Origin of the sequence: Micromonospora sp. CA-263727, from assembly GCF_050942455.1 — a bacterium.
Taxonomy (GTDB): domain Bacteria; phylum Actinomycetota; class Actinomycetes; order Mycobacteriales; family Micromonosporaceae; genus Micromonospora.
This window is the reverse complement of sequence record NZ_CP192031.1, coordinates 3,981,511-4,005,710: the sequence shown is the minus strand read 5'-3', so window position 1 is coordinate 4,005,710 and position 24,200 is coordinate 3,981,511. Positions and strand designations below refer to the sequence as shown.

At 70.6% G+C, this 24,200-nt stretch carries 21 protein-coding genes and 1 pseudogene; 9 read left to right on the top strand and 13 right to left on the bottom strand.

Annotation, left to right across the window (positions count from 1 at the left end; genetic code table 11):
- Nucleotides 1-88: 88 nt before the first annotated feature.
- Entirely contained in the window at nt 89-1,270 is a 1,182-nt protein-coding gene (locus ACQPYA_RS17610; RefSeq protein WP_433528176.1) for an MFS transporter, read from the bottom strand.
- 42 nt (nt 1,271-1,312) lie between these two features.
- Here ACQPYA_RS17610 and ACQPYA_RS17605 point away from each other — a divergent pair, with 42 nt between their 5' ends.
- The gene (locus ACQPYA_RS17605; protein WP_433528175.1) at nt 1,313-1,792 is read left to right on the top strand and encodes a MerR family transcriptional regulator; all 480 of its coding nucleotides are present in this window, start codon (nt 1,313-1,315) and stop codon (nt 1,790-1,792) included.
- 7 nt (nt 1,793-1,799) lie between these two features.
- On the opposite strand, the gene ACQPYA_RS17600 is transcribed toward ACQPYA_RS17605, so the two are convergent.
- From ACQPYA_RS17600 to ACQPYA_RS17565, 8 genes are all read right to left on the bottom strand, one after another.
- Nucleotides 1,800-2,471, bottom strand: coding sequence for a FadR/GntR family transcriptional regulator (locus ACQPYA_RS17600; RefSeq protein WP_433528174.1), 672 nt, complete (start codon nt 2,469-2,471; stop codon nt 1,800-1,802).
- Nucleotides 2,472-2,499: 28 nt separating this feature from the next.
- Nucleotides 2,500-3,510 carry an aldo/keto reductase gene (locus ACQPYA_RS17595; protein ID WP_433528173.1) on the bottom strand — a complete coding sequence of 337 codons (1,011 nt, stop codon included), beginning with the start codon at nt 3,508-3,510 and terminating at the stop codon, nt 2,500-2,502.
- Between the two features lie 12 nt (nt 3,511-3,522).
- Complete coding sequence (locus ACQPYA_RS17590; RefSeq protein ID WP_433528172.1) at nt 3,523-4,548, bottom strand: ABC transporter permease; 1,026 nt, start codon at nt 4,546-4,548, stop codon at nt 3,523-3,525.
- The gene (locus tag ACQPYA_RS17585) at nt 4,545-6,080 is read right to left on the bottom strand and encodes a sugar ABC transporter ATP-binding protein (RefSeq protein WP_433528171.1); all 1,536 of its coding nucleotides are present in this window, start codon (nt 6,078-6,080) and stop codon (nt 4,545-4,547) included. The genes ACQPYA_RS17590 and ACQPYA_RS17585 overlap by 4 nt, the downstream gene beginning before the upstream one ends.
- Entirely contained in the window at nt 6,080-7,126 is a 1,047-nt protein-coding gene (locus ACQPYA_RS17580; RefSeq protein ID WP_433528170.1) for a sugar ABC transporter substrate-binding protein, read from the bottom strand. Before ACQPYA_RS17580 ends, ACQPYA_RS17585 begins: the two co-directional genes overlap by 1 nt.
- Nucleotides 7,127-7,193: 67 nt before the next feature.
- A complete protein-coding gene (locus ACQPYA_RS17575) occupies nt 7,194-7,958 on the bottom strand; it encodes an SDR family NAD(P)-dependent oxidoreductase (RefSeq protein WP_433528169.1) in 765 nt (254 codons plus the stop codon).
- On the bottom strand, nt 7,955-9,289 hold the full coding sequence (locus tag ACQPYA_RS17570) for an L-fuconate dehydratase (protein ID WP_433528168.1): 1,335 nt from the start codon (nt 9,287-9,289) through the stop codon (nt 7,955-7,957). Before ACQPYA_RS17570 ends, ACQPYA_RS17575 begins: the two co-directional genes overlap by 4 nt.
- Nucleotides 9,286-10,119, bottom strand: coding sequence for a fumarylacetoacetate hydrolase family protein (locus tag ACQPYA_RS17565; RefSeq protein WP_433528167.1), 834 nt, complete (start codon nt 10,117-10,119; stop codon nt 9,286-9,288). Before ACQPYA_RS17565 ends, ACQPYA_RS17570 begins: the two co-directional genes overlap by 4 nt.
- A gap of 244 nt (nt 10,120-10,363) precedes the next feature.
- Here ACQPYA_RS17565 and ACQPYA_RS17560 point away from each other — a divergent pair, with 244 nt between their 5' ends.
- The 8 genes and pseudogenes from ACQPYA_RS17560 (at nt 10,364) to ACQPYA_RS17525 (ending at nt 19,781) form a co-directional block, all read left to right on the top strand.
- Nucleotides 10,364-12,775 carry a glycoside hydrolase family 95 protein gene (locus tag ACQPYA_RS17560; RefSeq protein WP_433528166.1) on the top strand — a complete coding sequence of 804 codons (2,412 nt, stop codon included), beginning with the start codon at nt 10,364-10,366 and terminating at the stop codon, nt 12,773-12,775.
- A gap of 101 nt (nt 12,776-12,876) precedes the next feature.
- Nucleotides 12,877-13,527 carry a M23 family metallopeptidase gene (locus tag ACQPYA_RS17555; protein WP_433533527.1) on the top strand — a complete coding sequence of 217 codons (651 nt, stop codon included), beginning with the start codon at nt 12,877-12,879 and terminating at the stop codon, nt 13,525-13,527.
- A gap of 138 nt (nt 13,528-13,665) precedes the next feature.
- Nucleotides 13,666-15,195: pseudogene (locus ACQPYA_RS17550) on the top strand (ABC transporter substrate-binding protein); the annotation flags it as partial.
- 148 nt (nt 15,196-15,343) lie between these two features.
- A complete protein-coding gene (locus tag ACQPYA_RS17545; protein WP_433528165.1) occupies nt 15,344-15,790 on the top strand; it encodes an RrF2 family transcriptional regulator in 447 nt (148 codons plus the stop codon).
- Nucleotides 15,791-16,080: 290 nt separating this feature from the next.
- Nucleotides 16,081-17,100 (top strand): sulfate ABC transporter substrate-binding protein, encoded by a 1,020-nt coding sequence (locus tag ACQPYA_RS17540; protein WP_433528164.1) that lies wholly within the window; start codon nt 16,081-16,083, stop codon nt 17,098-17,100.
- Nucleotides 17,097-17,945, top strand: coding sequence for a sulfate ABC transporter permease subunit CysT (gene cysT / locus ACQPYA_RS17535; protein ID WP_433528163.1), 849 nt, complete (start codon nt 17,097-17,099; stop codon nt 17,943-17,945). The genes ACQPYA_RS17540 and cysT overlap by 4 nt, the downstream gene beginning before the upstream one ends.
- Nucleotides 17,938-18,774 carry a sulfate ABC transporter permease gene (locus ACQPYA_RS17530; protein WP_433528162.1) on the top strand — a complete coding sequence of 279 codons (837 nt, stop codon included), beginning with the start codon at nt 17,938-17,940 and terminating at the stop codon, nt 18,772-18,774. Before cysT ends, ACQPYA_RS17530 begins: the two co-directional genes overlap by 8 nt.
- The gene (locus ACQPYA_RS17525; RefSeq protein WP_433528161.1) at nt 18,771-19,781 is read left to right on the top strand and encodes a sulfate/molybdate ABC transporter ATP-binding protein; all 1,011 of its coding nucleotides are present in this window, start codon (nt 18,771-18,773) and stop codon (nt 19,779-19,781) included. Before ACQPYA_RS17530 ends, ACQPYA_RS17525 begins: the two co-directional genes overlap by 4 nt.
- Nucleotides 19,782-19,850: 69 nt before the next feature.
- On the opposite strand, the gene ACQPYA_RS17520 is transcribed toward ACQPYA_RS17525, so the two are convergent.
- From ACQPYA_RS17520 to ACQPYA_RS17505, 4 genes are all read right to left on the bottom strand, one after another.
- Nucleotides 19,851-21,251, bottom strand: a complete 1,401-nt coding sequence (locus tag ACQPYA_RS17520; RefSeq protein WP_433528160.1) for an IS4 family transposase — start codon at nt 21,249-21,251, stop codon at nt 19,851-19,853.
- Nucleotides 21,252-21,430: 179 nt separating this feature from the next.
- A complete protein-coding gene (locus tag ACQPYA_RS17515) occupies nt 21,431-22,111 on the bottom strand; it encodes a class I SAM-dependent methyltransferase (RefSeq protein ID WP_433528159.1) in 681 nt (226 codons plus the stop codon).
- A gap of 3 nt (nt 22,112-22,114) precedes the next feature.
- Nucleotides 22,115-22,492: a hypothetical protein gene (locus tag ACQPYA_RS17510; RefSeq protein ID WP_433528158.1), complete on the bottom strand. Its 378-nt coding sequence runs from the start codon at nt 22,490-22,492 to the stop codon at nt 22,115-22,117.
- Nucleotides 22,493-22,572: 80 nt separating this feature from the next.
- Entirely contained in the window at nt 22,573-23,316 is a 744-nt protein-coding gene (locus tag ACQPYA_RS17505) for a hypothetical protein (protein ID WP_433528157.1), read from the bottom strand.
- Between the last annotated feature and the right edge of the window lie 884 nt (nt 23,317-24,200).

The window sequence follows — 24,200 nt, the reverse complement described above, 5'->3', positions numbered from 1 at the left end:
CGGCACCTCCTGTCGCGGCTGGCAGTCCCTGGTCCGCCACCTGTGTTCGATGGTATCGAACGAAGGCGTACCGGGAAGGGCGGGGCTGTCATGCCGCGCCGCCCCGTGCCGGCGCGGCGGTCACGTCGGGCAGCGGTGGCCGCCGCCGGGCGATGCCGGCGGCGACGGCGGTGGCGACCAGCACCGAGACGGCGGCGACCGGGCCGATCCAGGCCGCACCGAGCCCGACCGCGAGCACCGCGCCGCCGAGCGCCGCCCCGAGCGCGCCGGCCGCTCCGGCGACCGAGATGTTGACGGCGGCGACCAGCCCGGTGGCGCCCGGGTCCACCTGACCCATCAGCCAGGTCTGGACCAGCGGCACGACCAGGAACGCCGCCGCGCCCAGCAGGGCCAGCCCGGTCAGCGCCACCGGCGCGACGGGGAGCAGGACCGGCTGCGCCAGCAGGATCAGGGCCAGGGCGCCGACCGCCACCGGCAGGCGGCGGCTGATGGTGTGGGGGCGTACCCGGCCGGCGAGCAGGTTGCCGGCGATGGTGCCCAGGCCGTAGCCGACCAGCCCGACGCTGACCCAGCCCGGGCTCAGGCCGGTGACCTCCCGCAGCATGGGGGCGACGTAGGTGAACGCGGCCACGAATCCGGTCAGCGTCAGCAGGGTGACCGCGAGCCCGGCGAGGATGGCGGGCCGGAACAGCTTGCCGACGCTCTCGCGTACCCCGGACGGCGGTGGCGTGGGAATCCGGGGGCAGAAGACGAGCACGCCGAGCAGCCCGACGGCGGCCAGGCCGGAGACCGCCGCGAAGGTGGCCGGCCAGCCGAACGCCGCACCGACGAGGCTACCCAGCGGCAGGCCGAGAACCGTGGCCAGGGCGAACCCGCCGAACAGCCGGGCCACCGCGGTGGTCTGCCGCTCGGGTGGCACCGAGGCCATGGCCACCTGGGAGGCCACCGCCATGAACAGGGCCTGCGCCAGCGCCGAGCCCAGCCGGGCCGAGAGCAGCATCGGGTATGAGGTGGCCATGGCGCTGGCCGCCGCCGACCCGGTGGCCAACGCCATGGTGGCGGCCAGCAGTTCGCGTCGGGGCAACCGGCGGGTCAGCACGGTGGCGACCGGTCCACCCACGGTGACCACCACCATGTACGCGGTGACCAGTTGCCCGGCGGCGGGTACCGACACGTCCAGGTCGGTGGCGACCTGGGGGAGCAGACCGACGAGCACGAACTCGGCGGTGGCCACGGCGAACGAGCAGACGAAAAGGACGTAAATGATCACGGGATCGACGCTAAAGCCTGACACTGACGTTAGAGTCAAGGTATGCGGATAGGCGAGTTGAGCGCGCGTACCGGAGCCTCGGAACGGATGCTGCGCTACTACGAGGAGCAGGGGCTGTTGACGCCCGGGCGGACCAACTCGGGCTACCGGGTCTACCGGGAGGCCGACGTGGACCGGGTGGCCCGCATCCGGTGCATGCTCTCCGCCGCGCTGCCGTCCGGCGTGGTCGGGCAGGCGCTGAAGTTCCTGCTGGACGGGCGGGCCGCGATCCCCGACGAGCCCGCCGACCGCGCCGAACTCGCCGAGACGCTACAGGGCGAGTTGGACATGCTGACCGAGAAGATCGCCGCCCTGCAACACAGCCGGGACCTGCTCGCCACCATCGTCACCGATGTCCGGGGCGACGTGGTGGGGCCCGGCCGGCCCGGCGATCCGGGCTGCGAGGTGGTGCGCCGATCGGTCCGCAAAGCGGGTCCGGCCATCGGTCACGCCGACGCGGCCGCCCGAGCCGCCCGCCGCTGAGGGCACCTCAGAGGACGCGGCGTAGCCACTCCTCGACCCCGGCGACGTGCACGGTGGCCCAGGAGCGGGCCAGCTCCGGCTGCCGGGCGGCGATCGCATCGAGGATCGCCGCGTGCTGCTCGCGGGTCCGGTCGACCGCGCCCTCCTGGGTGAGGCCGCGCCAGATCCGGGCCCGGGTGGTCGGCCCGGAGAGGCTGTCCAGCAGCGACGAGAGCACGTTGTTGCCCGCACAGGCGGCGATCAGCCGATGGAACTCCAGGTCGTTGGCGACCAGCTCCTCGATGGTCGGGCTGTCGCCGAGGCCGTCGAGAACCTCCCGCAGCGCCGCCACGTCCTCGTCGCTGGCCCGCTGCGCGGCCAGCGCGGTCGCGGCCGGTTCGAGGATCCGCCGGACCTCAAGGAAGTCCAGCACCGTGTCGTCGCGGTGGAAGTCGACGACGAAGCTCAGGGCGTCGAGCAGCAGCGCGGGATCCAGGCTTGTCACGTACGTGCCGTCGCCCTGCCGCACGTCGAGCACCCGGATCAGCGCCAGCGCCCGGACCGCCTCCCGCAGCGAGTTGCGGGACAGCCCGAGCCGCTCGGCCAGGTCCGGTTCGCGGGGCAGGCGGTCGCCGGGGCGCAACTCACCGGCCACGATCATCTGCTTGATCTTGTCGATCGCCTCGTCCGTGACTGCCACGTTCTGCCTCCACCCTCCTCGCGCACGATCATCCCGTACCCACCGGTGAGGTGGGCAGTGGGGCGTCGGGGCGCAGCAGACCCTCGGCCACCAGCTCCGACCAGAACTCCTCCGGCGGGGGTGGCGCTGCCAACAGCGCGGCGTTGCGCCGGACCTGCCCGGGATGGTGGGCGCCGACCACCACCGCCGCCACCGCCGGATGCGCGACGGCGAACGCCAGCGCCGCGGCCGGCAGCGAGGTGCCGTGCCGGGTGCAGACCTCGGCGATCGCCCGCACCCGGGCGAGCACCGCGGCCGGCACGTCGGAATACTCGTACGGCAGGCCGGGGTGGGGGCGCTCCACGGCGAGCAGGCCGCTGTTGAAGACGCCCGCGTTGAGCACCGAGACGCCCCGGCGCTGGCAATCGGGCAGCAGCGCGTCGAGCGCCGGCTGTTCCAGCAGGGTGTACCGGCCGGCGACCATGACCGCGTCGACGTCGGTCTCGGTGACGAACCGGTGCAACACCTGCCACTGCTTCGACCCGACACCGATCGCGCCGATGACGCCCTGGGCCCGCAGCTCGTGCAGCGCCGGGTAGGTCTGCTCAAGCGCCGCCGCCCGGTGTTCCTCCGGGTCGTGGATCAGCGCGATGTCGATCCGGTCGAGGCCGAGCCGGACCAGGCTCGCCGCCAGGGAACGCCGTACCCCGTCGGCGGTGAAGTCCCACACCCGCCGATGGTCGGCGGGCACGTCGAAGCCCTCCGGGTCGCGCCGGCCGGCCCCGGAGCGATCCGGCACGAGCAGCCGGCCCACCTTCGTGCTGACCGTGTACGCCGAGCGGGGCAGGGCCCGCAGCGCGTCGCCCAGCCGGCGCTCGGAGAGCCCCAGACCGTAGTGCGGGGCGGTGTCGAAGTACCGGACCCCGCAGTCCCAGGCGGTCGCCACGGTGGCGGTGGCGTCCGCCTCGCCGATCGGGGTGTAGAGGTTGCCGAGCTGGGCGCAGCCGAGGCCGAACCGGCTCACCGTCGCCGCCGACCGTCCCACCCGTACGCCGGTCATGCCTGCTCCTTCCTAGTCCTGGGCCTTGCCGGAGGTGAGCCGGGCCAGGATCAGCGCGACCAGGATGATCCCGCCGTAGATGGCCTGGATCCACTGGGCGGAGACCCCGCCGAGGGTCAGGATGTTGTTGATCAGACCGAGGACGATGACGCCGCAGAGCGCGCCGAAGAGCGTCCCCTTGCCACCGTCGAGGCTGATCCCGCCGATGACCGCCGCGGCGAAGACGGTGAAGATCATGCCGTCGCCCTGCGCCGCCGCGACCGAGCCGAGGCGGCCGGTCATCAGCAGGCCGGCCAGCGCCGCCAGCACGCCGCCGATCATCAGGACCACCCAGACCACCCGATCGGTACGGATGCCGGCGGCCCGGGCCGCGTCGGTGTTGCCGCCGATGGCGTAGACGGCCCGGCCGTGCCGGAAGAAGCCGAGCACGGCGATGCCCACCGCGAAGAGCGTGCCGCTGATCCAGATCGACGCGGGCAGGCCGAGCCAGACCGCACTGCCCAGGTAGAGCACCGAGGGCGGGATGTCGAAGAGGTTCTGCCCGCCGGTGATCCCGATCTGTAGACCGCGCAGCACGATCAGCATGCCCAGCGTCACGATGAAGGCGGAGAGCTGGAAGCGCAGGATGAGCAGGCCGTTGAAGGCGCCGATGGCCAGCCCGGTGAGCAGGCAGAGCACGATGGCCAGGCTGGCCGGAAGTTCGGTGCCCAGCCCGTTGCTGGCCGCCGGGATGACCAGCGCGACGGCCAACGCCGGGGCCAGCGCGATCGTCGACTCCAGCGAGAGGTCGAACTTGCCGGAGATCAGGATGATCGCCTCGGCCAGCACCAGCAGCGCCAGTTCGGTCTGCTGTTGCAGCACGTTGGTGATGTTGGCGGTGCTGAGGAACACCGGGTCGATGAGCGCGCCCACCACCACCAGCAGCAGGATCGCCGGTACCAGTGCGAAGTCCCGCAGCCGGGCCAGCGGGAGCCGGCCGAGACCGGGCCGGGGACCGGTCGGTGTCGGCGGCCTGGCGATCGTCGGGGTGCCGGTCACGGCTGCTCCACTCCCTCCACTGCGGCCACCAGTTCGGCGTCCGTCCAACCTCGGGAAAACTTCCGCACCAGCCGGCCGTGGTACAGCACCAGCACCCGGTCGCACGAGCGCAGGTCGTCCAGCTCGTCGGAGACGATCAGGACGCCGGTGCCGCCCGCCGCGGCCTCGGCGACGGCGTGCAGCAGGGACGCCTTGGACCGGACGTCCACGCCGGCGGTGGGGCTGACCAGGACGAGCGCCTTCGGGTCGTTGGCCAACGCCCGGGCCAGCACGACCTTCTGGGCGTTGCCACCGGAGAGGCCGTTGACCGGCTGGCGCGGCCCGTCGGTCTTGATGTCGTACGTGTTGATCATGCGCTCGGCGGTGGCGCGTAGCCGGGCCGGCAGCACGACGCCGATCGGGCCGAGCCGGTCGGTGATCGGCAGGGTGGCGTTCTCCGCCACCGACAGCAGCGGGACGAGGCCCTCCCGGTGCCGGTCCTGAGGCAGATAGCCGAGCCCGGCGTCGAGCGCGGCCGGCACGCTGCCCGGTTTCGGGACGCTCCCGGCGATCGTCACCGTGCCGGCGTCGGCCGCCCGGAGCCCGGCGACTGTCTCGGCCAGCGCCACCTTGCCGCTGCTGCCCGAACCGATCAGGCCGACCAGTTCACCGGCCCGTACCGAGAGGTCGACGCCGTCGTAGCAGCCGGCCAGCCGCAGCCCGTGCACGTCGAGCACCACGGGTGCGGTCGAAGATGCCGGCGGCCGGTCGGCGCCGGTGGCGAGCAGGTGGGCGGTGTCACCGGTCATCGCGGCGACCAGATCGTCACGGGGCAGGGTGTCGACCGGCTGGGTGAGGATGTGCCGCGCGTCGCGCAGCACGGTCACCGTCTGGCACACGTCGTACACCTCCTGAAGGTGGTGCGAGATGAACAGGAAGGTGACCCCGGCGGCCTGGAGTTCGCGCATCCGGGTGAAGAGCCGTCCGATGGCGGCGCCGTCGAGCTGCGCGGTCGGCTCGTCGAGGATGATGAACCGGGCGCCGAACGAGAGCGCCCGGGCGATCTCCACGAGCTGCCGTTGCTCCACGGTGAGCGAGCCGGCGAGCGCGGCCGGGTCGACCGCGACCCCGTACCCGGTGAGCAGGTCGGTGGCGCGGCGTCGCAGGCCGCGCCAGTCGATCGGGCCGCGACCGGCCTGGCGGTTGAGGAAGAGGTTCTCCGCGACCGTCAGGGTGGGGATGATGGTGGACTTCTGGTAGACGCAGGCGACCCGTTGCCGCCAGGCGTCCCGGTCCGCCAGCGCCGGCGCCGGGGCCCCGTCGAAGCGGACCTCGCCGCTGTCCGGCCGCTGCAACCCGGTCAGGATCGACACCAGGGTGGACTTGCCGGCGCCGTTGCGCCCGACCAGCGCGTGGGTCTCGCCGGTGGCGACGCTGATGCCGGCGGAGCGCAGCGCCACGGTCGCGCCGTACCGCTTGGAGACGCCGTGGGCCGCCACGGCCGGGACGGTGCCCCGGGCCGTGGTGTCCACCGTCTGCTCGTGATCGGTCATCACTTGCCGATCTGGTTTCCCCAGAGCGCCGGGTCGTCGACGTTCTCCCGGGTGACCAGCGGCGCGGCGATCTGGTCCTCCAGACCGTTGCCGATGTCGATGATGGTGCTGTCGTGGTCGGTCGGGCCGGGCTGGAAGGTCCTGCCCTCGGCGGCGGCCTTGGCGTAGTAGAGCGCCCACTTGGCGTACAGGTCGGCCGGCTGGGAGACGGTGGCGTCGATCTCACCCTTGCGGATGGCCTCGAACTCCTGCGGGATGCCGTCGTTGGAGACGATGAAGATGTGCTTCGGGTCCTCCGGCGCGACCAGCAGGTTCTTCGACCGCAGCACCTGTAGCGTCGGGGCCAGGAAGACGCCGCCGGCCTGCAGGTAGATGCCCTTGATGTCGGGGTGCTGGGCGAGTCGGGTCTGTAGTGCCGCCGCGGCCCGCGCGCCCTCCCAGTCGGTCGGCTCCTCGAAGACGGTGATGCCGGGGAACTTCGTCTTCATGCACTCGGCGAAGGCCTCCGAGCGGTCCCGGCCGTTGATCGAGGAGAGCGAACCCTGGAACTCGATCACCTTGCCCGTGCCGCCGAGCTTCTCGCCGAGGAACTCGCAGGCCTTCTGCCCGTACGCGCGGTTGTCGGCGCGGACCACCATGAAGACCCGGCCGCGGTCGGGTCGGGTGTCGACGGAGACCACCGGGATCTTCCGGGACTCCAGGGTGTCCAGTGTGGAGGCGATCGCGCCGGTGTCCTGGGGGGCCATCACGATGGCCTTCGCGCCCTGGCTGGTCATCGCCTGGACGTTGGCGACGAGCTTGGCCACGTCGTTCTGCGAGTTGGTCGGCGACATCAGGTTGATGTCGTACTCGTCGGCGAACCGGGGGACGTACTTGGCGTAGGAGTTCCAGAAGTCGGAGTCGGCGCGCGGCAGGTCGATGCCGATCTGCGGGCCGGCGCCGGCCTGGCCGCCCGTCCCGTCGGACGGGTCGCCGCAGCCGGCGGTGCCGAGGGCCAGGGTCGTGGCCAGCGCTGTGGCGAGGATGGTTCTGGCGGTATGTCTCACGGTGGTCCTCCAGTGGGGTGGGTACGGTGCGGCGTTTCTCGGAGGCTGTTACTGGTCGGGCGGGGTGCTACCCGGGCGGCGGCGGCAGGCGCAGGCCGTGCATCCCGCCGTCGACGGCGAGCACGCTGCCGGTGGTGGCGGCCAGCGGACTGGCCAGGTAGGCGATCGCGGCGGCCACCTCCTCCGCGGTGACGAGGCGGCCGGTCGGCTGGCGGGCCCGCAACGCGGCCAGTTCCGCAGCCGGATCCGCCGCCGCGTCGAGCAGCCGGCGCACCCACGGGGTGTCGACCGTCCCGGGGTTGACGCAGTTGACCCGGATGCCCTCGCGGACGTGATCGGCGGCCATCGCCAGGGTGAGCGCCTGCACCGCGCCCTTGCTGGCGCTGTAGAGCGCCCGCTGGGGCAGCCCGGCCCAGGCGGCGATGGAGCAGGTGTTGACGATCGCGGGGTGCGCCGAGGCGCGCAGGTGCGGCAGCGCGGCCCGGGTCACCCGGACGATGCCGACCACGTTCACGTCGAGGACCCGGTGCCACTCCTCGTCCGAGTTGGCCTCCACGCTGCCCCGCGCGCCGATGCCGGCGTTGTTGACCAGGATGTCGAGGCCGCCCAGCGCCTCCCGGGCGGCGGTGACCGCGGCGCGCACGGACCCGTCGTCGGTGACGTCGGCGGCCAGCCCGAGCAGTGGCTCGGGCACGTCCTGCGGGTTCAGGTCCAGGCAGGCCACCCGGGCACCCCGGCTCGCGAGCAGGGTCGCGGTCGCCCGGCCGATGCCCGACGCCCCGCCGGTGACCACCGCGGCCAGGCCGGCGAACTCCCGCTGGTCGGCGTTCACGGTGTCACCTCTTCTCCGGCCGGGCGTCCGGCCGCCGGCCCCGACCAGATCGGCCCGTCCGGGTAGGCGTACTCGCTGCGGGTCCGTGGCCGGATCGCGGCGCTCGCGCCGGGTGCGGTCGGGGCGACGTACCGGCCCCGGCGGATCACCACCGGATCGACGAAGTGTTCGTGCAGGTGGTCGACGTACTCGATGACGCGGTCCTGCATCTCGCCGGCCACCGCCACGTAGTCGAACATGGCCAGGTGCTGGACCAACTCGCAGAGCCCGACCCCACCGGCGTGCGGGCAGACCGGGACGCCGAACTTCGCCGCCAGCAGCAGGATCACGATGTTCTCGTTGACCCCGGCCACCCGGGTCGCGTCGATCTGCAGATAGGAGACCCCGCCGAGCTGGAGCAGCTGCTTGAACAGCACGCGGTTGGCGACGTGCTCGCCGGTGGCGACCGGCACGGGGGCCAGCTCGCGGGCGATGGTGGCGTGCCCGACCACATCGTCGGGGCTGGTCGGCTCCTCGATCCAGTACGGGTCGAAGGGGGCCAGCTCACGCATCCAGTCGATGGCGGTCGGCACGTCCCAGCGCTGGTTGGCGTCCACCGCGATCCGGAAGTCCGGTCCGCAGGTCTGCCGGGCGATGGTCATCCGCCGGATGTCGTCGGCCAGGTCGGCGCCGACCTTCAACTTGATCTGGCCGAACCCGTCGGCCACCGCCTCCTTGCAGAGCCGGCGCAGCTTGTCGTCGTCGTAGCCGAGCCAGCCGGGCGAGGTGGTGTACGCGGGGAAGCCCTCCCGCAGCAGGTGCCGCTCGCGCCCGGCCCGGCCCGGCCGCGCCGCGCGCAGGATCTGCAACGCCTCCTCGCGGGTCAACGCGTCGCTGAGGTAGCGGAAGTCCACCAGGTCGACCAGCTCCTCCGGGCTGAGCCGGCTGAGCAACTGCCACAGCGGCAGCCCGGCCCGCTTGGCCCGCAGGTCCCACAGCGCGTTGACGACCGCGGCGATCGCCATGTGCATGACGCCCTTCTCCGGCCCGAGCCAGCGCAGTTGGGAGTCGTGCACCAGCTCGCGCCAGAAGCCGCCCAGGTCGGCCAGGACCGCCGCCACCGGTCGGCCGACCAGGTACGGGCGCAGCGCCGCGATCGCCGCCGCCTGGACCTCGTTGCCGCGGCCGATGGTGAAGGCGAAGCCGTGGCCCTGGTGACCGTCCCCGGCGTCGGTGTGGAGGATCACGTACGCGGCCGAGTAGTCCGGGTCGGGGTTCATCGCGTCGGAGCCGTCCAGCTCCCGCGAGGTGGGGAAGCGCAGGTCGGAGATCTCCAGGTCGGTGAAGATCATGCGGCTGCCACCACCTGACGCTGCCGACCCAGGCCGTCGATCTCCAACTCGACCACGTCTCCCGCGGCCAGGTACGGCTTCGGGTCGGGCGCGCCGAGGGCGACGCCGGCCGGGGTGCCGGTGTTGATCACGTCGCCGGGGTGCAGCACCATGAACCGGCTCAGGTAACGCACGATCTCGGCCACCGGGAAGAGCATGTTCTTCGTGGTGCCGTCCTGTCGTGGTACGCCGTTGACCCAGAGCCGCAGCCCGAGGTCCTGCGGGTCCGGGATCTCGTCGGCGGTCACCAGCCAGGGGCCGAACGGGTTGAACGTCTCGCAGGACTTGCCCTTGTCCCACTGGCCGCCCCGTTCGAGCTGGAACTCCCGCTCGGAGACGTCGTTGGAGATGGCGTACCCGGCGACGCAGCCCATCGCCTCCTCGGCGGAGTCCAGGTAGCGCGCCCGGCGGCCGATGACGACGGCGAGTTCGACCTCCCAGTCCGTCTTGGTGCTGCCGCGGGGCACCAACACCGGATCGTCCGGACCGACCACCGTGTCCGGGGCCTTCAGGAAGACCACCGGCTCGGTGGGCAGCGGCGCACTGGTCTCGGCGGCGTGGTCCCGGTAGTTCAGGCCGATGCAGACGATCTTGCCGGGCCGCAGCGGCGGGCCCACGCGTACCTCGGCCGCGTCGAGCAGCGGTAGCTCGTCCACGCCGATCGCGGCCAACCGGGCCGGGCCGCCGGCCGCCAGGAAGGCGGCGTCCAGGTCACCGATCACTCCACTGAGGTCACGTAACCGCCCGGCCTCGTCCAGCAGCGCCGGGGTCTCCCGCCCCGGTGCGCCCACCCGCAACAGCCTCACCCGTCGCCCCCAGTCACCGTGCCGTCATGAACCAGCAATACATCGGATGTCTATCAGGCTGCCGAGTTGTCCACAAGGTATCGAGCCCTTGTTTCCTCGTGACGTCCTTTGTAGCCTCGTGCTCAAACATCGGATGCATGCCGCGGGTGGTCCGGCCGGTCCGTTCGCCCCCCTGACCTCGGACGATCCGGAGGCATCGATGGACGATCCGCGCCGGCGCCCACGTCGCTTGACGACCGCTGCCCCCGCCCGGGACCCGCACACCCTCTGGTACGACGAACCGGCCGCCGACTGGGAGACCCAGGCGCTGCCGATCGGCAACGGCGCCCTCGGCGGCATGATCTTCGGCCGGGTGGCCACGGAGACCGTGCAGGTCAACGAGAAGACCCTCTGGACCGGCGGTCCCGGCTCGGCGAACGGGTACAACTTCGGCAACTGGACGTCGCCGCGACCGGACACCATCGAGGAGGTGCAGCGCCTGATCGACGAGCATGGCCGACTGTCGCCCCCGGAGGTGGCGGGCCGCCTCGGCCAGCCCAAGAGCGGATTCGGCTCGTACGACACCTTCGGTGACCTGTCGCTGCGGCTCACCCGGGACCCCGGCCCGGTCCAGGACTATCGGCGCGAGCTGAACATCGGCACCGCGGTGGCCCGGGTCTCCTACCTCGCCGGCGGGGTGCGCTACACCCGCGAGTACTTCGCCAGCTATCCGGACGGGGTGTTGGTGGTCCGGCTCACCGCCGACCAGCCCGGCCGGATCGGCTTCACCGCCGGGGTCACCGCGCCGAACAACCGGTCGAAGGCGGCCACCGCCAGCGGTGGCCGCATCACCTTCACCGGCGCGCTCGACGACAACCGCCTCAGGTACGAGTCCCAGATCCAGGTCCGGGCGGAGGGTGGCGCGGTCACCGACGCCGCCGACGGCACGGTCACCGTGCGCGACGCCGACGCCGCCACGCTGATCCTGGCGGCCGGCACCGACTACGCGCCCCGCCACCCCACCTACCGGGGCGTGGACCCGCACGCGGCCGTGACGGCCGCCGTGAGCGCCGCGGCCGGCAGGACGTACGCCCAGCTGCGCGCCGCGCACACCGCCGACCACCGGGCGCTCTTCGACCGGGTCCGGCTGGACATCGGCCAGCAGATGCCCGACCTCCCCACCGACGACCTGCTGCGCGGCTACACCGGCGGCGGATCCCCGGCCGACCGCGCCCTGGAGGCGCTCTTCTTCCAGTACGGCCGCTACCTGCTGATCGCGTCGTCGCGGGCCGGGTCGCTGCCGGCGAACCTGCAGGGGGTCTGGAACAACGTCACCAATCCGCCCTGGGACGCCGACTACCACGTCAACATCAACCTCCAGATGAGCTACTGGCCGGCCGAGACCACCAACCTCTCGGAGACCACCGCGCCACTCTTCGACTACGTCGACGCGATGGTGCCGCCGGGTCAGGTCAGCGCGCGGGAGATCTTCGGCAGCCGGGGCTGGGTGGTGAACAACGAGACCAACGTCTACGGCTTCACCGGCGTGCACGACTGGGCCACCGCCTTCTGGTTCCCGGAGGCCGGCGCCTGGCTGGCCCAGCACTACTTCCAGCGCTACCAGTTCAGCCGGGACCGGGCGTTCCTGCGGGACCGGGCGTACCCGGTGATGAGGCAGCTGGCCGAGTTCTGGCTGGACGAGCTGGTCGTCGACCCGCGCGACGGCAAGCTGGTCGTGTCACCGAGCTACTCGCCCGAGCAGGGCGACTTCACCGCCGGCGCGTCGATGTCCCAGCAGATCGTCTGGGAGCTGTTCACCCACACCATCGAGGCCGCCGGGATCCTCGGTGGCGACACCGCGTTCCGGCAGGAGCTGCGCAGCGCGCTCGGCCGGCTCGATCCGGGCGTCCGGGTCGGCTCCTGGGGCCAGTTGCAGGAGTGGAAGGCGGACCTGGACGACCCGGGTAACGAGCACCGGCACGTCTCGCACCTGTTCGCCCTGCACCCCGGCGCGCAGATCTCCGCGCTGCGTGACCCCGAGCTGGCCGCCGCGGCCCGGGTCTCGTTGACCGCGCGGGGCGACGGCGGCACCGGTTGGAGCAAGGCATGGAAGATCAACTTCTGGGCCCGGCTGCTCGACGGCGACCACGCCCACAAGATGCTCACCGAACAACTCCGGCACAGCACCCTCGGCAATCTCTGGGACACCCACCCCCCGTTCCAGATCGACGGGAACTTCGGGGCCACCTCCGGGGTGGCGGAGATGCTGTTGCAGAGCCAGAGCGGCGAGGTCCAGATCCTGCCGGCGCTGCCCAGCGCCTGGGCGGACGGCTCGGTCAGCGGCCTGCGGGCCCGTGGCGACCTGACGGTCGACACGAGGTGGTCGGCCGGCGCCGCGACCGAGATCGCCGTCACCGCCGGCCGGACGGGCGCGGTGACACTGCGCAGTCCGCTCTTCGCCGGGCCGTACCAGCTGGTGGACGCCGGGACCGGCAAGCGGGTCACGGCCCGGCCGCAGGGTGAGCGGCTCACCTTCACCGCGCAGCAGGGGCACCGCTACGTCGCCACCGTGCCCGTACCGTTGCCCTGCGGCCAACCGGATCCGGCCCACCCGCTCGTCGCCGGGGACCCCACCAGCGGGGACAGCGTCGCCGACCGCTGACCGGGGCGCTCCCGGCCAGCCAGGTCGGCACCTGGCCGGCGCGCGCCTTCGGCTGACCCGTCCGGCGGCGGTCCCCGGAGGCAGGCTTGCCCGGGTCTGCCATGCTCTGGCGGGTGACGAACGGCCACCCCCGTACCCATCGCCGTGCCCGCCGCCTGCTCCGCGTCCTGCTCGCCCTCGCCGCGGTCGCCGCCCTGGCCGCGGTCGCCGCGTTCGTGGTGCCGCTGCTGCTGCCACCGGGCCCGCGCCCGCCGTTCCAGTTGCCGGTCGCCTGTGGCGAGACGTGGCAGCTGGGCACCTATCCCGGCCACGACGACTACGACGTGGACCTCTTCCCGACCGAGGGGGAGTCCTGGGGGCGGCCGGTGCTCGCCTCCGCCGCCGGCACGGTCACCGTGGCCGGCATCAACGGGTCGCTGGGTGGCCGTACCCCGGAGAACCCGGACGGCCCCCGCGGCCGTGGCGGCGGTTACTGGGTGAAGATCGATCATGGTGGTCGGTGGGAGACGCAGTACCTGCACCTGCTCGAACCGCCGCTGGTGCGGGTCGGGCAGCGGGTCGCCCGGGGCGAGCAGATCGGGCGGCTCGGCAGCACCGGCAACTCCGGGGCACCGCACCTGCACTACGAGCAACGGCGGGGCTGGCAGAAGGTGGAAACCTGGTTCGACGGGGCGCCGTCCGGCATCACCCACGACGACGCCGAGTACACCGTTCGGCTGACCAGCAACAACTGTCCCGCAGGGCAGCCGTAGCCGGCGTCGCGTGAACCGCCTCCGGGCTTGGCCGGCGGCTCCTCCGGCGTACCGCCAAGAGCCGGACCGGCAGCTCCGTGCCCTGCCGGCCAGCGGGTCTGCGGTTAGCGTGGGGCGAGGCCGGGAGACGGGAGGACCATGTCCAGCACCAGACCCACGATGGCCGGCGCCGCACTCGCCCTGACGCTCGGTGCGCTGAGCGGCTGTACCGCGGCCGAGAGCGTCGATGTGGACGGAGCCGACGGAGCCGGCGCCGGGAGCGTGCTCAGGGCCGCCATCGGCGGTGAGCCCGACCGGCTCGACCCGCACAAGACCTCCGCCTACCACAGCTTCCAGGTGTTGGAGAACGTCTACGACACCCTCGTCGAGCCGGACGCGGAGCTGGCGATGAGGCCGTCGCTGGCCACCGGCTGGACCACCAGCGACGACCAGCTGACCTGGACGTTCACCCTCCGCGAGGGCGTCAAGTTCTCCGACGGGTCGGCGTTGACCTCGCAGGACGTGGTCTACTCCTACACCCGGATCATCGACGAGAAGCTGAACAACGCGTACCGGTTCGGCACCGTCAAGTCGGTGACCGCGCCGGACCCGACCACCGTGGTCATCACCCTCACCGCCCCCACCCCGAACCTGCTGGCCAACCTCGGCGGCTCCAAGGGCGTGGCGATCGTGCAGAGGTCCAACGTGGAATCCGGTGAGGTGACCACCAAGCCGGTCGGCAGCGGCCCGTTCGCGCTCGCCGCCCACAGCTCCGGTGACCACATCCGGCTGGTCCGCAACGACAACTACTGGGGTGACCGGCCCAAGCTCGACGGGGTGACCTTCACCTTCGTCAAGGACCCCACGGCGGCCCTACAGAACCTGCGCGGCGGCGAGGTGCAGTGGACCGACAACCTGCCACCCCAGCAGGTCCCCGCGCTGCTCGACGGCGACGACATCACGGTGCGTTCGGTGCCGTCCAGCGACTACTGGTTCCTCGCCCTCAACCAGGCCCGCAAGCCGTACGACGACGTCAACGTGCGCCGCGCGGTCGCGTTCGCGCTCGACCGGGAGGCGATCACCAAGGCGGCCAGGTTCGGGCTGGCCACCGTCAACCAGACCGCCATCCCGCAGAGCAGCGCCTTCCACTACGAGTACGCGCCGTACCGGCACGACTCGAACCAGGCGCGGCAGCTGCTCGACCAGGCCGGCGTCCGCGACCTGACCATGGACCTGATGGTCACCAGCGAGTACCCGGAGACGGTCACCGCGGCGCAGGTCATCGCGGCCCAGCTGGCGGCCATCGGCGTCAACGTCAGGATCCGTACGCTGGACTTCGCGCAGTGGCTCGACGAGCAGGGCAAGGGCAACTTCGACTCGTTCCTGCTCGGCTGGCTGGGCAACGTCGACCCCGACGAGTTCTACTACACCCAGCACCACAGCGGCGGCACGTTCAACTTCCACAAGTACCGCAACCCCGCCGTGGACCGGCTGCTCGACCAGGCCCGGACGGAGACCGACCAGGCCGCCCGCAAACAGCGGTACGAGCAGGTGGCCAAGCAGATCGTGGACGACGCCAGCTACATCTACCTCTACAACCCGGACGTGGCGCAGGGCTGGTCCCGGCAGGTCTCCGGCTATGAGGTACGCACCGACCGGGCGATCCGGTTCCGTGACGTGGCCCTCGCCGGGTGGTCTGCCCGTTTGCGGGGGAGGCCGTGCGGGCGATGCGGGTGCGGTGAGCTGCCCGCCAAAAACTCGTCTTGACGTGCCACCCGCGCTCTGGCCACTATCCCTATATGTCTGATGGAGTATGTGGGGGATCGGGGGTGTAGTCGTGTACGTCTCGGCGCGATCGGACTACGCCGTACGGGCCATGCTGGCGGTGGCGCAGCGTCATCCGGAGGTGGTGAAGGCGGCGGTGCTGGCGGCGAATCAGGACATCCCCTACTCGTTCCTACAGGGCATCCTGCTGGATCTGCGGCGGGCCGGACTGCTGCACAGCCTGCGCGGCGCCGACGGCGGATACGCGCTGACCCGTGCGCCCGGGGAGATCACCGTGGGTGACGTGCTGCGCGCTACCGGCGGGGCGTTGACGACCGTCCGGGGAGTGCCGGCCGAGGTGACGGCGTATCGCGGGGTGGCCGTCGGGCTGGGTGAGGTGTGGCTTTCGGTGCACCGGGCCATCGAGGGGGTGGTCGACCGGGCCAGCCTGGCCGACCTGCTCGCGCCGGTCGATCGACCGGCGCGCGATGCCGCCGATCGTCCACCGTGCGTGGCGTGACGGGGGTCGGGTGGCCGCGCCGCGCAGGTAAGGCTTGAAAACCTGTCGAGTTGGTGGGATATTCGGTGCGCGGTCGGCGCGGGGGATCACGGCTGCCGCGCCGGCACGGGGCCGGGCGCGACGGCTGATCGCCGCGGTCGAGGTGTTTGCCAGCCGGGCATCGAGGCCCGATCCGTGACCGCACCCATCACTGTTCATGCTCCACGGCAACTCAAAACGGGCAAATTCCCTATCTAATTGGTCGGATTTATATAGTGCGGGCGCGCACTGGATGGAGGACGGGATCTGCGATGAGACACCGGATCAGAGCGGCAGTCGCTCTTGCCATGGTGACCGGCCTGGCGTTGTCGGGTTGCGGTGGCGGCGACGCGGCGGGCAGCTCCGCCACGCTGAGCATCGTCGGTTTCGCGGTGCCCGAGGCGGCGAACAAGGCCATCGCCGCGGAGTGGAACAAGACCGACGCGGGCAAGGGGGTCAGGTTCAAGACCTCCTACGGTGCCTCCGGCGACCAGAGCCGCGCGGTGGTGTCCGGCCTGAAGGCCGACTACGTCCACTTCTCCGTGACCAGCGACGTGACCCGGCTGGTCGACGCCGGTCTGGTCGAGGAGAGTTGGGACGACGGCCCGACCAAGGGCATCGTCTCCTCCTCGGTCGTGGTGCTGGCGGTACGCAAGGGCAACCCTAAGAACATCCAGGGCTGGGACGACCTGATCAAGCCCGGCATCGGCATCGTCACGCCCAATCCCGCGTCGTCGGGCGCCGCCCGGTGGAACGCCCTCGCCGCCTGGGGGCACGTCGCCGCCAACGGCGGAACGGACGCCCAGGCGGAGGAGTTCCTCACCAAGCTCTTCACCAACGTGGTGTCGCTGCCCAACAGCGGCCGGGACGCCACCACCACCTTCCTCGGTGGCACCGGTGACGTGCTGCTCGCCTACGAGAACGAGACCATCCTGGCCCGGCAGAACGGCGAGGAACTCGACTGGGTGCTGCCCGCCACGACCATCCTGATCCAGAATCCGGGCGCGATCCTCAAGGCCGCCGATCCGAAGGCGAAGGAGTGGCTGGACTTCGTGCTCGGACCGCAGGGTCAGCGGCAGTTCGCGCTGACCGGCTTCCGGCCGATCATCGACGGCGTCGACACCAGCGGTATCGAGGGCGCGATCGACCCGGCCAACCCGTTCCCCGCCCCGCAGAAGCTGCTGACGGTCGAGCAGGACTTCGAGAGCTGGTCGGCGCTGTCGAAGAAGTTCTTCGACGAGAAAGAGGGCATCGTAACCAAGGTCATCGCGGCCTCCGGGAAGGCGAAGTGACCTCGACCACGCTCGTCCCGGACCGGCCGGCGGGCAACCGCCGGTCGGCCCGGGGCGGCCTGCCGCTCACCCGGGTCTCCGGTCTGGGCCTCGGCGTGGCGATGGTGTGGTTCAGCCTGCTCGTGCTCATCCCGCTGGCGGCCGTGGCGGTGACCGCCTCGCAGGGCGGGTGGGCCGGGTTCTGGCAGACGGTGACCAACGAACAGACCGCCGCCACCATCCGCCTCACCGTGGGCACCGCGCTGGCAGTCACGCTGGTCAACATCGTCATGGGCACCCTGATCGCCTGGGTGCTGGTGCGGGACCGGTTCTTCGGCAAGCGCGCGCTGGAGATCCTCATCGACGTCCCCTTCGCGCTGCCGACCATCGTCGCCGGGCTGGTGCTGCTGTCGCTCTACGGGCCGGACAGCCCGCTCGGGGTCAACATCGCCAACACCCGGATCGCGGTGTTCCTCGCGTTCCTCTTCGTCACGCTGCCGTTCATCGTGCGTACCGTGCAGCCGGTGCTGGCCGAACTCGACCCGGAGGTCGAGGAGGCCGCGGCCTCGTTGGGATCCAGCCGCTACACCACCTTCCGCCGCATCGTCCTGCCGAGCCTCACCCCGGCCATCGCGGCCGGCGCCGCGCTCTCCTTCGCCCGCGCGGTCGGCGAGTACGGCTCACTGGTCCTGCTCTCCGGCAACCTGCCGATGCGCACCGAGGTGGCCTCGGTCCGCATCCTCAGCAGCATCGAGAACGACAACCCCGACAGCGCGGCGGCGGTCGCGGTGGTGCTGCTGGCCATCTCGTTGGCCGTCATCGTCGTGCTCGACGCCATCCAGCGGAGGGTGATGCGCCGTGGCTGACCACTCGATCGCCGCCCGCACCCAGGTGGGTCGCGGTCCGGGCCGGTACGCCCTGCGGGTCGTCGTCACGGCGTACCTGTTCTTCCTGGTGGCGTGGCCGTTGTACCTCGTCGGGCGGAACGCGTTCGCCGACGGGTTCACCAACCTCAACGACATCCTCACCGATCCCGACGTGACCCACGCGCTGCGGCTCACCGTGGTCATCGCGGTGACCGCCGTGATCATCAACACGGTGTTCGGCGTCGGCATCTCGATCCTGCTGGTCCGTTACGACTTCCCCGGCAAGCGGGCGCTCAACGCCCTGCTCGACATGCCGCTGTCGGTATCACCGATCGTCGTCGGCCTCGCCCTGATCCTGGTCTACGGCGGTCGGGACGGCTGGTTCGGCCCGACGCTCGAAGCGGCCGGCCTACAGATCATCTTCGCCGTGCCGGGCATGGTGCTGGCCACCGTGTTCGTGGCGCTGCCGCTGGTCATCCGGGAGGTCGTGCCGATTCTCCAGGAGGTCGGCGACGAGCAGGAACAGGCCGCCCGCAGCCTCGGGGCCAACGCCCTACAGACGTTCCGCCGGATCACCCTGCCGTCGATCAAGTGGGGCGTGATCTACGGTGTCGTGCTCAGCCTGGCCCGTTCGCTCGGCGAGTTCGGCGCGGTCAAGGTCGTCTCCGGCAACGTGCTCGGTGAGACCCGTACGGCCACGCTCGTGGTCGAGGAGAAGTACCTCAACTTCGACAAGGGCGGCGCGTACGCCACCGCCTTCCTCCTCGCCCTCGTCGCCGTCGCCTGCATCATCGTCGTATCCGTCCTGAGGCCGAAGGAAGACCGTTGAGCATCGAGATTGTCAACGTCGGCAAGCGTTTCGGAAGTTTCGTCGCGCTGGACGACGTGTCGGTGAGCATCCCGTCCGGCCGGCTCACGGCGCTGCTCGGCCCCTCCGGCGGCGGCAAGTCCACGCTGTTGCGGATCATCGCGGGCCTGGAACGCGCCGACACTGGAAAGATCGAGATCGAGGGCGTGGACGCGACCGGGCTGCCGCCGCAGAAGCGCAACGTCGGGTTCGTGTTCCAGCACTACGCGGCCTTCAAGCACCTGTCGGTGCGGCGCAACGTCGCCTTCGGCCTGGAGATCCGCAAGCGGCCCAAGGACGAGATCCGTCGCCGCGTCGACGAGTTGCTCGCGCTGGTCCACCTGGAACAGTTCGCCGACCGGCTCCCCGCGCAGCTCTCCGGCGGGCAGCGCCAGCGGATGGCGCTGGCCCGGGCGCTGGCCGTCGAGCCGACCGTGCTGCTGCTCGACGAGCCGTTCGGCGCGCTCGACGCCAAGGTCCGCAAGGAACTGCGGGACTGGCTGCGCCGGCTGCACGACGAGGTGCACGTCACCACCGTCTTCGTCACCCACGACCAGGAGGAGGCCCTTGAGGTCGCCGACGAGATCGTGGTGATCAACGACGGGCGGGTGGAACAGATCGGGTCCCCCGACGACCTGTACGACAGCCCCGCCAACGAGTTCGTCATGCGCTTCCTCGGCCCGGTCACCCAGCTCGGCGACCAGTTGGTGCGCCCGCACGACCTCCAACTCTCCACCGAGGACGGCGACAACGCCGGCCTGCCCGGCCGGGTCACCCGGATCACCCGGATCGGCTTCGAGATCCGTGTCGAGATCACCGCCGACGACGGTCAGACCGTGACGGTGACCCTCACCCGCAACGAGTTCCTCGCCCTGGGCACCGAGGTCGATTCCACGGTGCGGATCCGCCTCGCCCCGAACAGCCCCACCACCACGGTCACCTCGCCCACGCAACGGGCTGCGGCGCCCACCCTCGCCGCAACCCACTGAACCGACACGCGCCCCTCGGCGCGCACCGTGCAAGATCATGCTCGATCCCGGATCGCAACGTTGTTGCGTTTAGCGTTTTGTGCGGGGGTCAAGTCCTTTTTCGAAGATTGTGATGGTGGCGTGGAAGGTGTAGGTCTGTGTGGTTGCGGGGTGTTGGCCGGCGTTGGGGCCGTATTTGCTGGTGGGGTTTTTGCGGGTGCGGGCTTTGACGCGTCGGGGACGTCCGGTGGGTAGGAGATGGGTCAGTGCGGCGTGGCCGATCGGGCCGATCAGGGTGGTGGGGGTGGTGGGTAGGACTGCGGTGGCGGTGGTGATGGTGTCGGCGGCGGTGGTGAGCAGGGTGGTGAAGCTGATCCGGTCGGTGTCGAGTCCGGGTTGGGTGTAGACGGTGTCCGCGGCGGTGCGGATGAGCGTCTGGTAGACGGTGAGTAGGGCGTAGACCTCTTGTTCGATGCCGGGGATGCTGCGGGAGCGCAGGACACGGCCGTGGAGCATGGTGGCTTTGATGGAGTAGTAGGTGGTTTCGCTCTGCCAGCGTTCGTGGTAGAGGTCGATGAGTTCGTGGGCGGGGTAGCGGGTGTGGTCGGTCAGGCTGGTGATCAGCCGCCAGGGTTCGTGGCGGACGGTGCCGTCGGCGAGGGTGACGGTGACCTGCGCTTCGATGATCCGCACGAGCATGAGGGCGGGTAGTTTGCCGTAGCCGATGCGGGTCAGGTAGGAGCCGTCGGGTAGGCGTTGGCCGATGACGGGGCGGCGGCAGGCCGTCGAGCGGACCAGGAAGTGTGCGCCGTGTTCACCGACGGCGTGCAGGAATGCCGCGTCGTCGAAGTTGGCGTCGGCCAGCAGCAGCATCGGGGAGTCCAGAGCGTCCAGCAGCTGGCGTCCGTAGACCGGTTCGCCGTCGCTGTCGGGGCCGAACGCGCAGGCGAGCAACGCGCGGGTGCCGCACTCGATCAGCACGAGCAGCCGCAGCAGCGGATAGCCGGCCTCGCGCCGGCCTACCCGTTTGCGATAGCAGCGGGTGATCTGTTCCCGCTCGGGTATGTGCAGATACGTGCCGTCAACGGCCACGGTGCGTAGGCCCCGGTAGAACACGCCAGGCTGACCAGGCAGCCCCACGACACCGGCCAACGTCTCGAACAACCGACGCAACGGCGCCGGCCCGACCCGACGGCGGGCCCGCGCAAGCGCCGACACGCTCGGCCGGACAAGCCCCAACCCGGCCAGAGCAGCGGTCAACTTCCCCCACGTCGCCCGATACGAACAATCCTCGAACACCGCGAGCGCGAGCACGAAATACACCACCACCCGAGACGGCAACAGCCGCACCCGCTTCTCCCGCACCCCCGTCTCCTGCACCACCGCGTCCACCAGGTCGAAATCGATGACCTGCGTCAACTCACCCAGATGCCCCGGCGCGTACACACCCCCGGCCACCTCCACCAACCTGGTGATGACAGACTTCTCCATGACGGGACTCCCGATGATCGCCTTGCTCGACACAAGTTGATCTACCAGGAGTCCCGTTCCCGCTACCCGGCAGGGGTTGACCCACCGACCACACCGCTAACGCAACAACGTTGTCCCGGATCGAGTGGCCTCATGGCCGCTGGGATGCCACTCGATCCGGGATCGAGCGTGGGGAACGGCTATCTTGCCGCCGAACGCTGTTTCGGTTTGGTCGCTGAGATGACGAAGCAGCAACGTGCGCTGCCAGCGGGCGCGTCTACCTCGTGGGTGTCGGTGACCACGAAGCCAGCGGCGCGGGTTGCTTGTCGCCAGCCGGTAGGGCTGGCTAGCCAGCGGGCCACCGGGACGGTGCCGCCGCTTGGTAGCTGGAGGGCTCGGCGATTCTGACCGAGCCAGTCCGGATCGGCCACCGAGAACAGAAGATGTCCGCCGGGACGTAGGCGTGCCGCGATGAGCGGAAGGATCTGTGCTGGTGGCGTGTGCCCGATCGCACCGAACACTGAGTAGCAGATGTCCAGTGGGGCGCGGTGCAAGGTCAAGTACGTCCCGGCGTCATCGCAGGCGTAGCGGATACCGAGGTGGCCCCAACGTATGCGTGCGCGGCGGATTTGCCCTGGGGCGACATCAACGCCGGTGCAGCGCGCAGCAGTCATGGCAACGGCGGCGAGGTTGTCTCCGTTGCCGCAACCGAGTTCGACCACGTGTTGCCCGTGTAGCTGCCCGAACAACTCGATGCCGGGGCCGTGTCCGGGGTATTGGGTCCACTCGAACCGGCCCGGTGCGTTCTGCGCGTGATCGTTCGGTAGGAGGGCGTGTGCCTGGGCGTTCCACGCGTTCCGGTTGATTGAGGCGCCGTCCATGGGTCAGGTGTTCGTGACATCGAGGTTGGCCTGCGCGTTGCGGGCGTTTCGGGCACAGGTGAGCAGGCTGCGGGCGATACTTCGGTAGTGCTTGACCGCTTGCCGCATTGCCGCGACGTTCGGCGGGTCGGCGTCGGGGTTTGCCTTGATCCAGCGTTCTATCGCGGTGGCCAGGTGTCCGACGAGTTCCGCTTCCTTGGTGACGACGCTGCGGAGATGGCCGGTGGAGGCGGTCCACAGCCAGGGGTGGGGCTCGTGGCCGGGACCGGCCGTGTCGAGCTGGTAGTTGACGTATTTGAGGCTGGTGCTGATGCCGTTGAGCCCGTCGTGGACCTGGGCCACTCGGCCGCCGCTGTCCCTGGGTACCGAATTGGTGATCATGGCTGCTGCTCGCTTTCACGGAATCGGGACGGTCGCGCGTACCCGAGGTGCGGGTACGCGCGACCGCTGACCGGTCGTCGCTACTGGTCGGTGGCGGGGGCGAGGGTGGCCTCGATCCAGGGAACGCGCATGCCGGCCAGCTCGCGGCGCATAGCTTCCACGTCGGCCCCGAAGGGCACGACGCAGCCACCGGACATGTTCGGTGCTCCCTGGCAGGCGTGAACCAGCCTGCCGCCCAGAGCCGCGTGCGCGAGGACGCTCTCACGCCGCCGCGACTCGTTGAACCAGGTGCCGTGATACAGCTCATCGAGCACTTCAGCGGTCGCCTTGTCCAGATCGTAGACCACCTGCGCGGCGGCGCACAGCATCCAGGCCGGGGAGACGTTGCTGATGTGCCCGTCCATTTCAACGCGGTTGAGCGCCATCAGCGTGCCGCACTCCCGCAGCATCAGCAGCGTGTTCGGCGGTACGAAGTCCAGGCCCGGGTCCTCCAGATGTTCCTCGCGGAACATGTACGTGTAGACATCGTGCGCGGTGCGCAGCACCTCGGCTGGATCGGTGCTCTGGTAGCTGTGGGTGCGCACAAAGTCGAGCACCATCTGTTCGATGGCCGTCTCCGTGGTCTCCACCATCGGTAGCAGCCGGTCGCGGACCTGCCGCCAGTCGCAGAGCAACCAGGTCGGGTTCTCGAAGCGGAAGAAGAACTGCGCGGGATCGATGGTCAACGTCCTACCGTCGACCTTCAGGCCGGGGATCCGCTCCCAGGCTTTCGTGAACTCTGTCGGCAGAGTGACGTTGATAATCTCGTCGGTAGCCACCGTCATAGCGGCCTACTCCTCTACATCTCGTATCGAGTTCGTCGTTGCCGGTGGTCGGGTGGTCCTGTCATGCGTGACGGCGGGCAGGATCACCCTTCCTTGTGTCATCGGGTGCATGTACCTCCAAGGCAGCGGCGGTGGGCCACGCACCCTGACCGGGAGCAGTTTGATCACGCGGAGACCACCACCCGGGGCGCGGAACGCGACGCATCCGCGCCATCTCGTACGGAGATCGCGGCGATGCGATCGAGAACCTGCCAAGCCCACTCGGCCTGCATGCAGGGATACGGGACAGCGCGCCGCCAGGCATCGAGGCAGCCGATACACAGACCGCCCGTTCCTCGCCGGTGGAAACCAGCGGTCTCCTGCGCGCTAGCCACAAAGCGCATCCAGTCGTCATCGCTGGCGCGAGGGATGCTTCCGGCAACCTCGCAGTCGCGTAGCGGCGCGGGCATTTCAGCGCACCCGGACCAGCATCCCAGGGCGGCCGAGACGCCGCGCGCCGATCAACTCCGGACGGGTCGCGCCCGGCACCCGCCGAGGCAGCTGCGCAGACAACCAGAACACTCGCATCGCAGCCTCGTGCTCACCGCACGGACCGGGCACCCGACAGGCCAGGCAGAGACCGTCCGCGCTGGATACCGCGTGACGCTCCAATGTCGCCTGCGCCTGATCAAGCTGTGGTCCACCGTGATACGTCGTCACCTTCCCCTACCTTCGTTCTGGTGAGTGGAGCGCACCGCTCGGCCGCGCACGTCCGACGCGCCAGTGGGCCGCGCGGTGCGCTCTACCCGTTCACCCGACATCACGGAGCCCTTAGTCACGTGGTGTCGGGGAGTAATCCCGAGCCTCTGGCCCTCGTTCGTGTGGCGACCCTGGTCGCCCGGCTG

What these genes read in the sequence shown, in the direction of transcription:
- ACQPYA_RS17570 (WP_433528168.1), bottom strand. Translation starts at nt 9,289, where the DNA reads ATGATCTTCACCGACCTGGAGATCTCCGACCTGCGCTTCCCCACCTCG.
- ACQPYA_RS17595 (WP_433528173.1), bottom strand. Translation starts at nt 3,510, where the DNA reads ATGACCGGCGTACGGGTGGGACGGTCGGCGGCGACGGTGAGCCGGTTC.
- ACQPYA_RS17505 (WP_433528157.1), bottom strand. Translation starts at nt 23,316, where the DNA reads ATGACGGTGGCTACCGACGAGATTATCAACGTCACTCTGCCGACAGAG.
- ACQPYA_RS17540 (WP_433528164.1), top strand. Translation starts at nt 16,081, where the DNA reads ATGAGACACCGGATCAGAGCGGCAGTCGCTCTTGCCATGGTGACCGGC.
- ACQPYA_RS17510 (WP_433528158.1), bottom strand. Translation starts at nt 22,492, where the DNA reads ATGATCACCAATTCGGTACCCAGGGACAGCGGCGGCCGAGTGGCCCAG.
- ACQPYA_RS17585 (WP_433528171.1), bottom strand. Translation starts at nt 6,080, where the DNA reads ATGACCGATCACGAGCAGACGGTGGACACCACGGCCCGGGGCACCGTC.
- ACQPYA_RS17515 (WP_433528159.1), bottom strand. Translation starts at nt 22,111, where the DNA reads ATGGACGGCGCCTCAATCAACCGGAACGCGTGGAACGCCCAGGCACAC.
- ACQPYA_RS17605 (WP_433528175.1), top strand. Translation starts at nt 1,313, where the DNA reads ATGCGGATAGGCGAGTTGAGCGCGCGTACCGGAGCCTCGGAACGGATG.
- ACQPYA_RS17520 (WP_433528160.1), bottom strand. Translation starts at nt 21,251, where the DNA reads ATGGAGAAGTCTGTCATCACCAGGTTGGTGGAGGTGGCCGGGGGTGTG.
- ACQPYA_RS17555 (WP_433533527.1), top strand. Translation starts at nt 12,877, where the DNA reads ATGCTCTGGCGGGTGACGAACGGCCACCCCCGTACCCATCGCCGTGCC.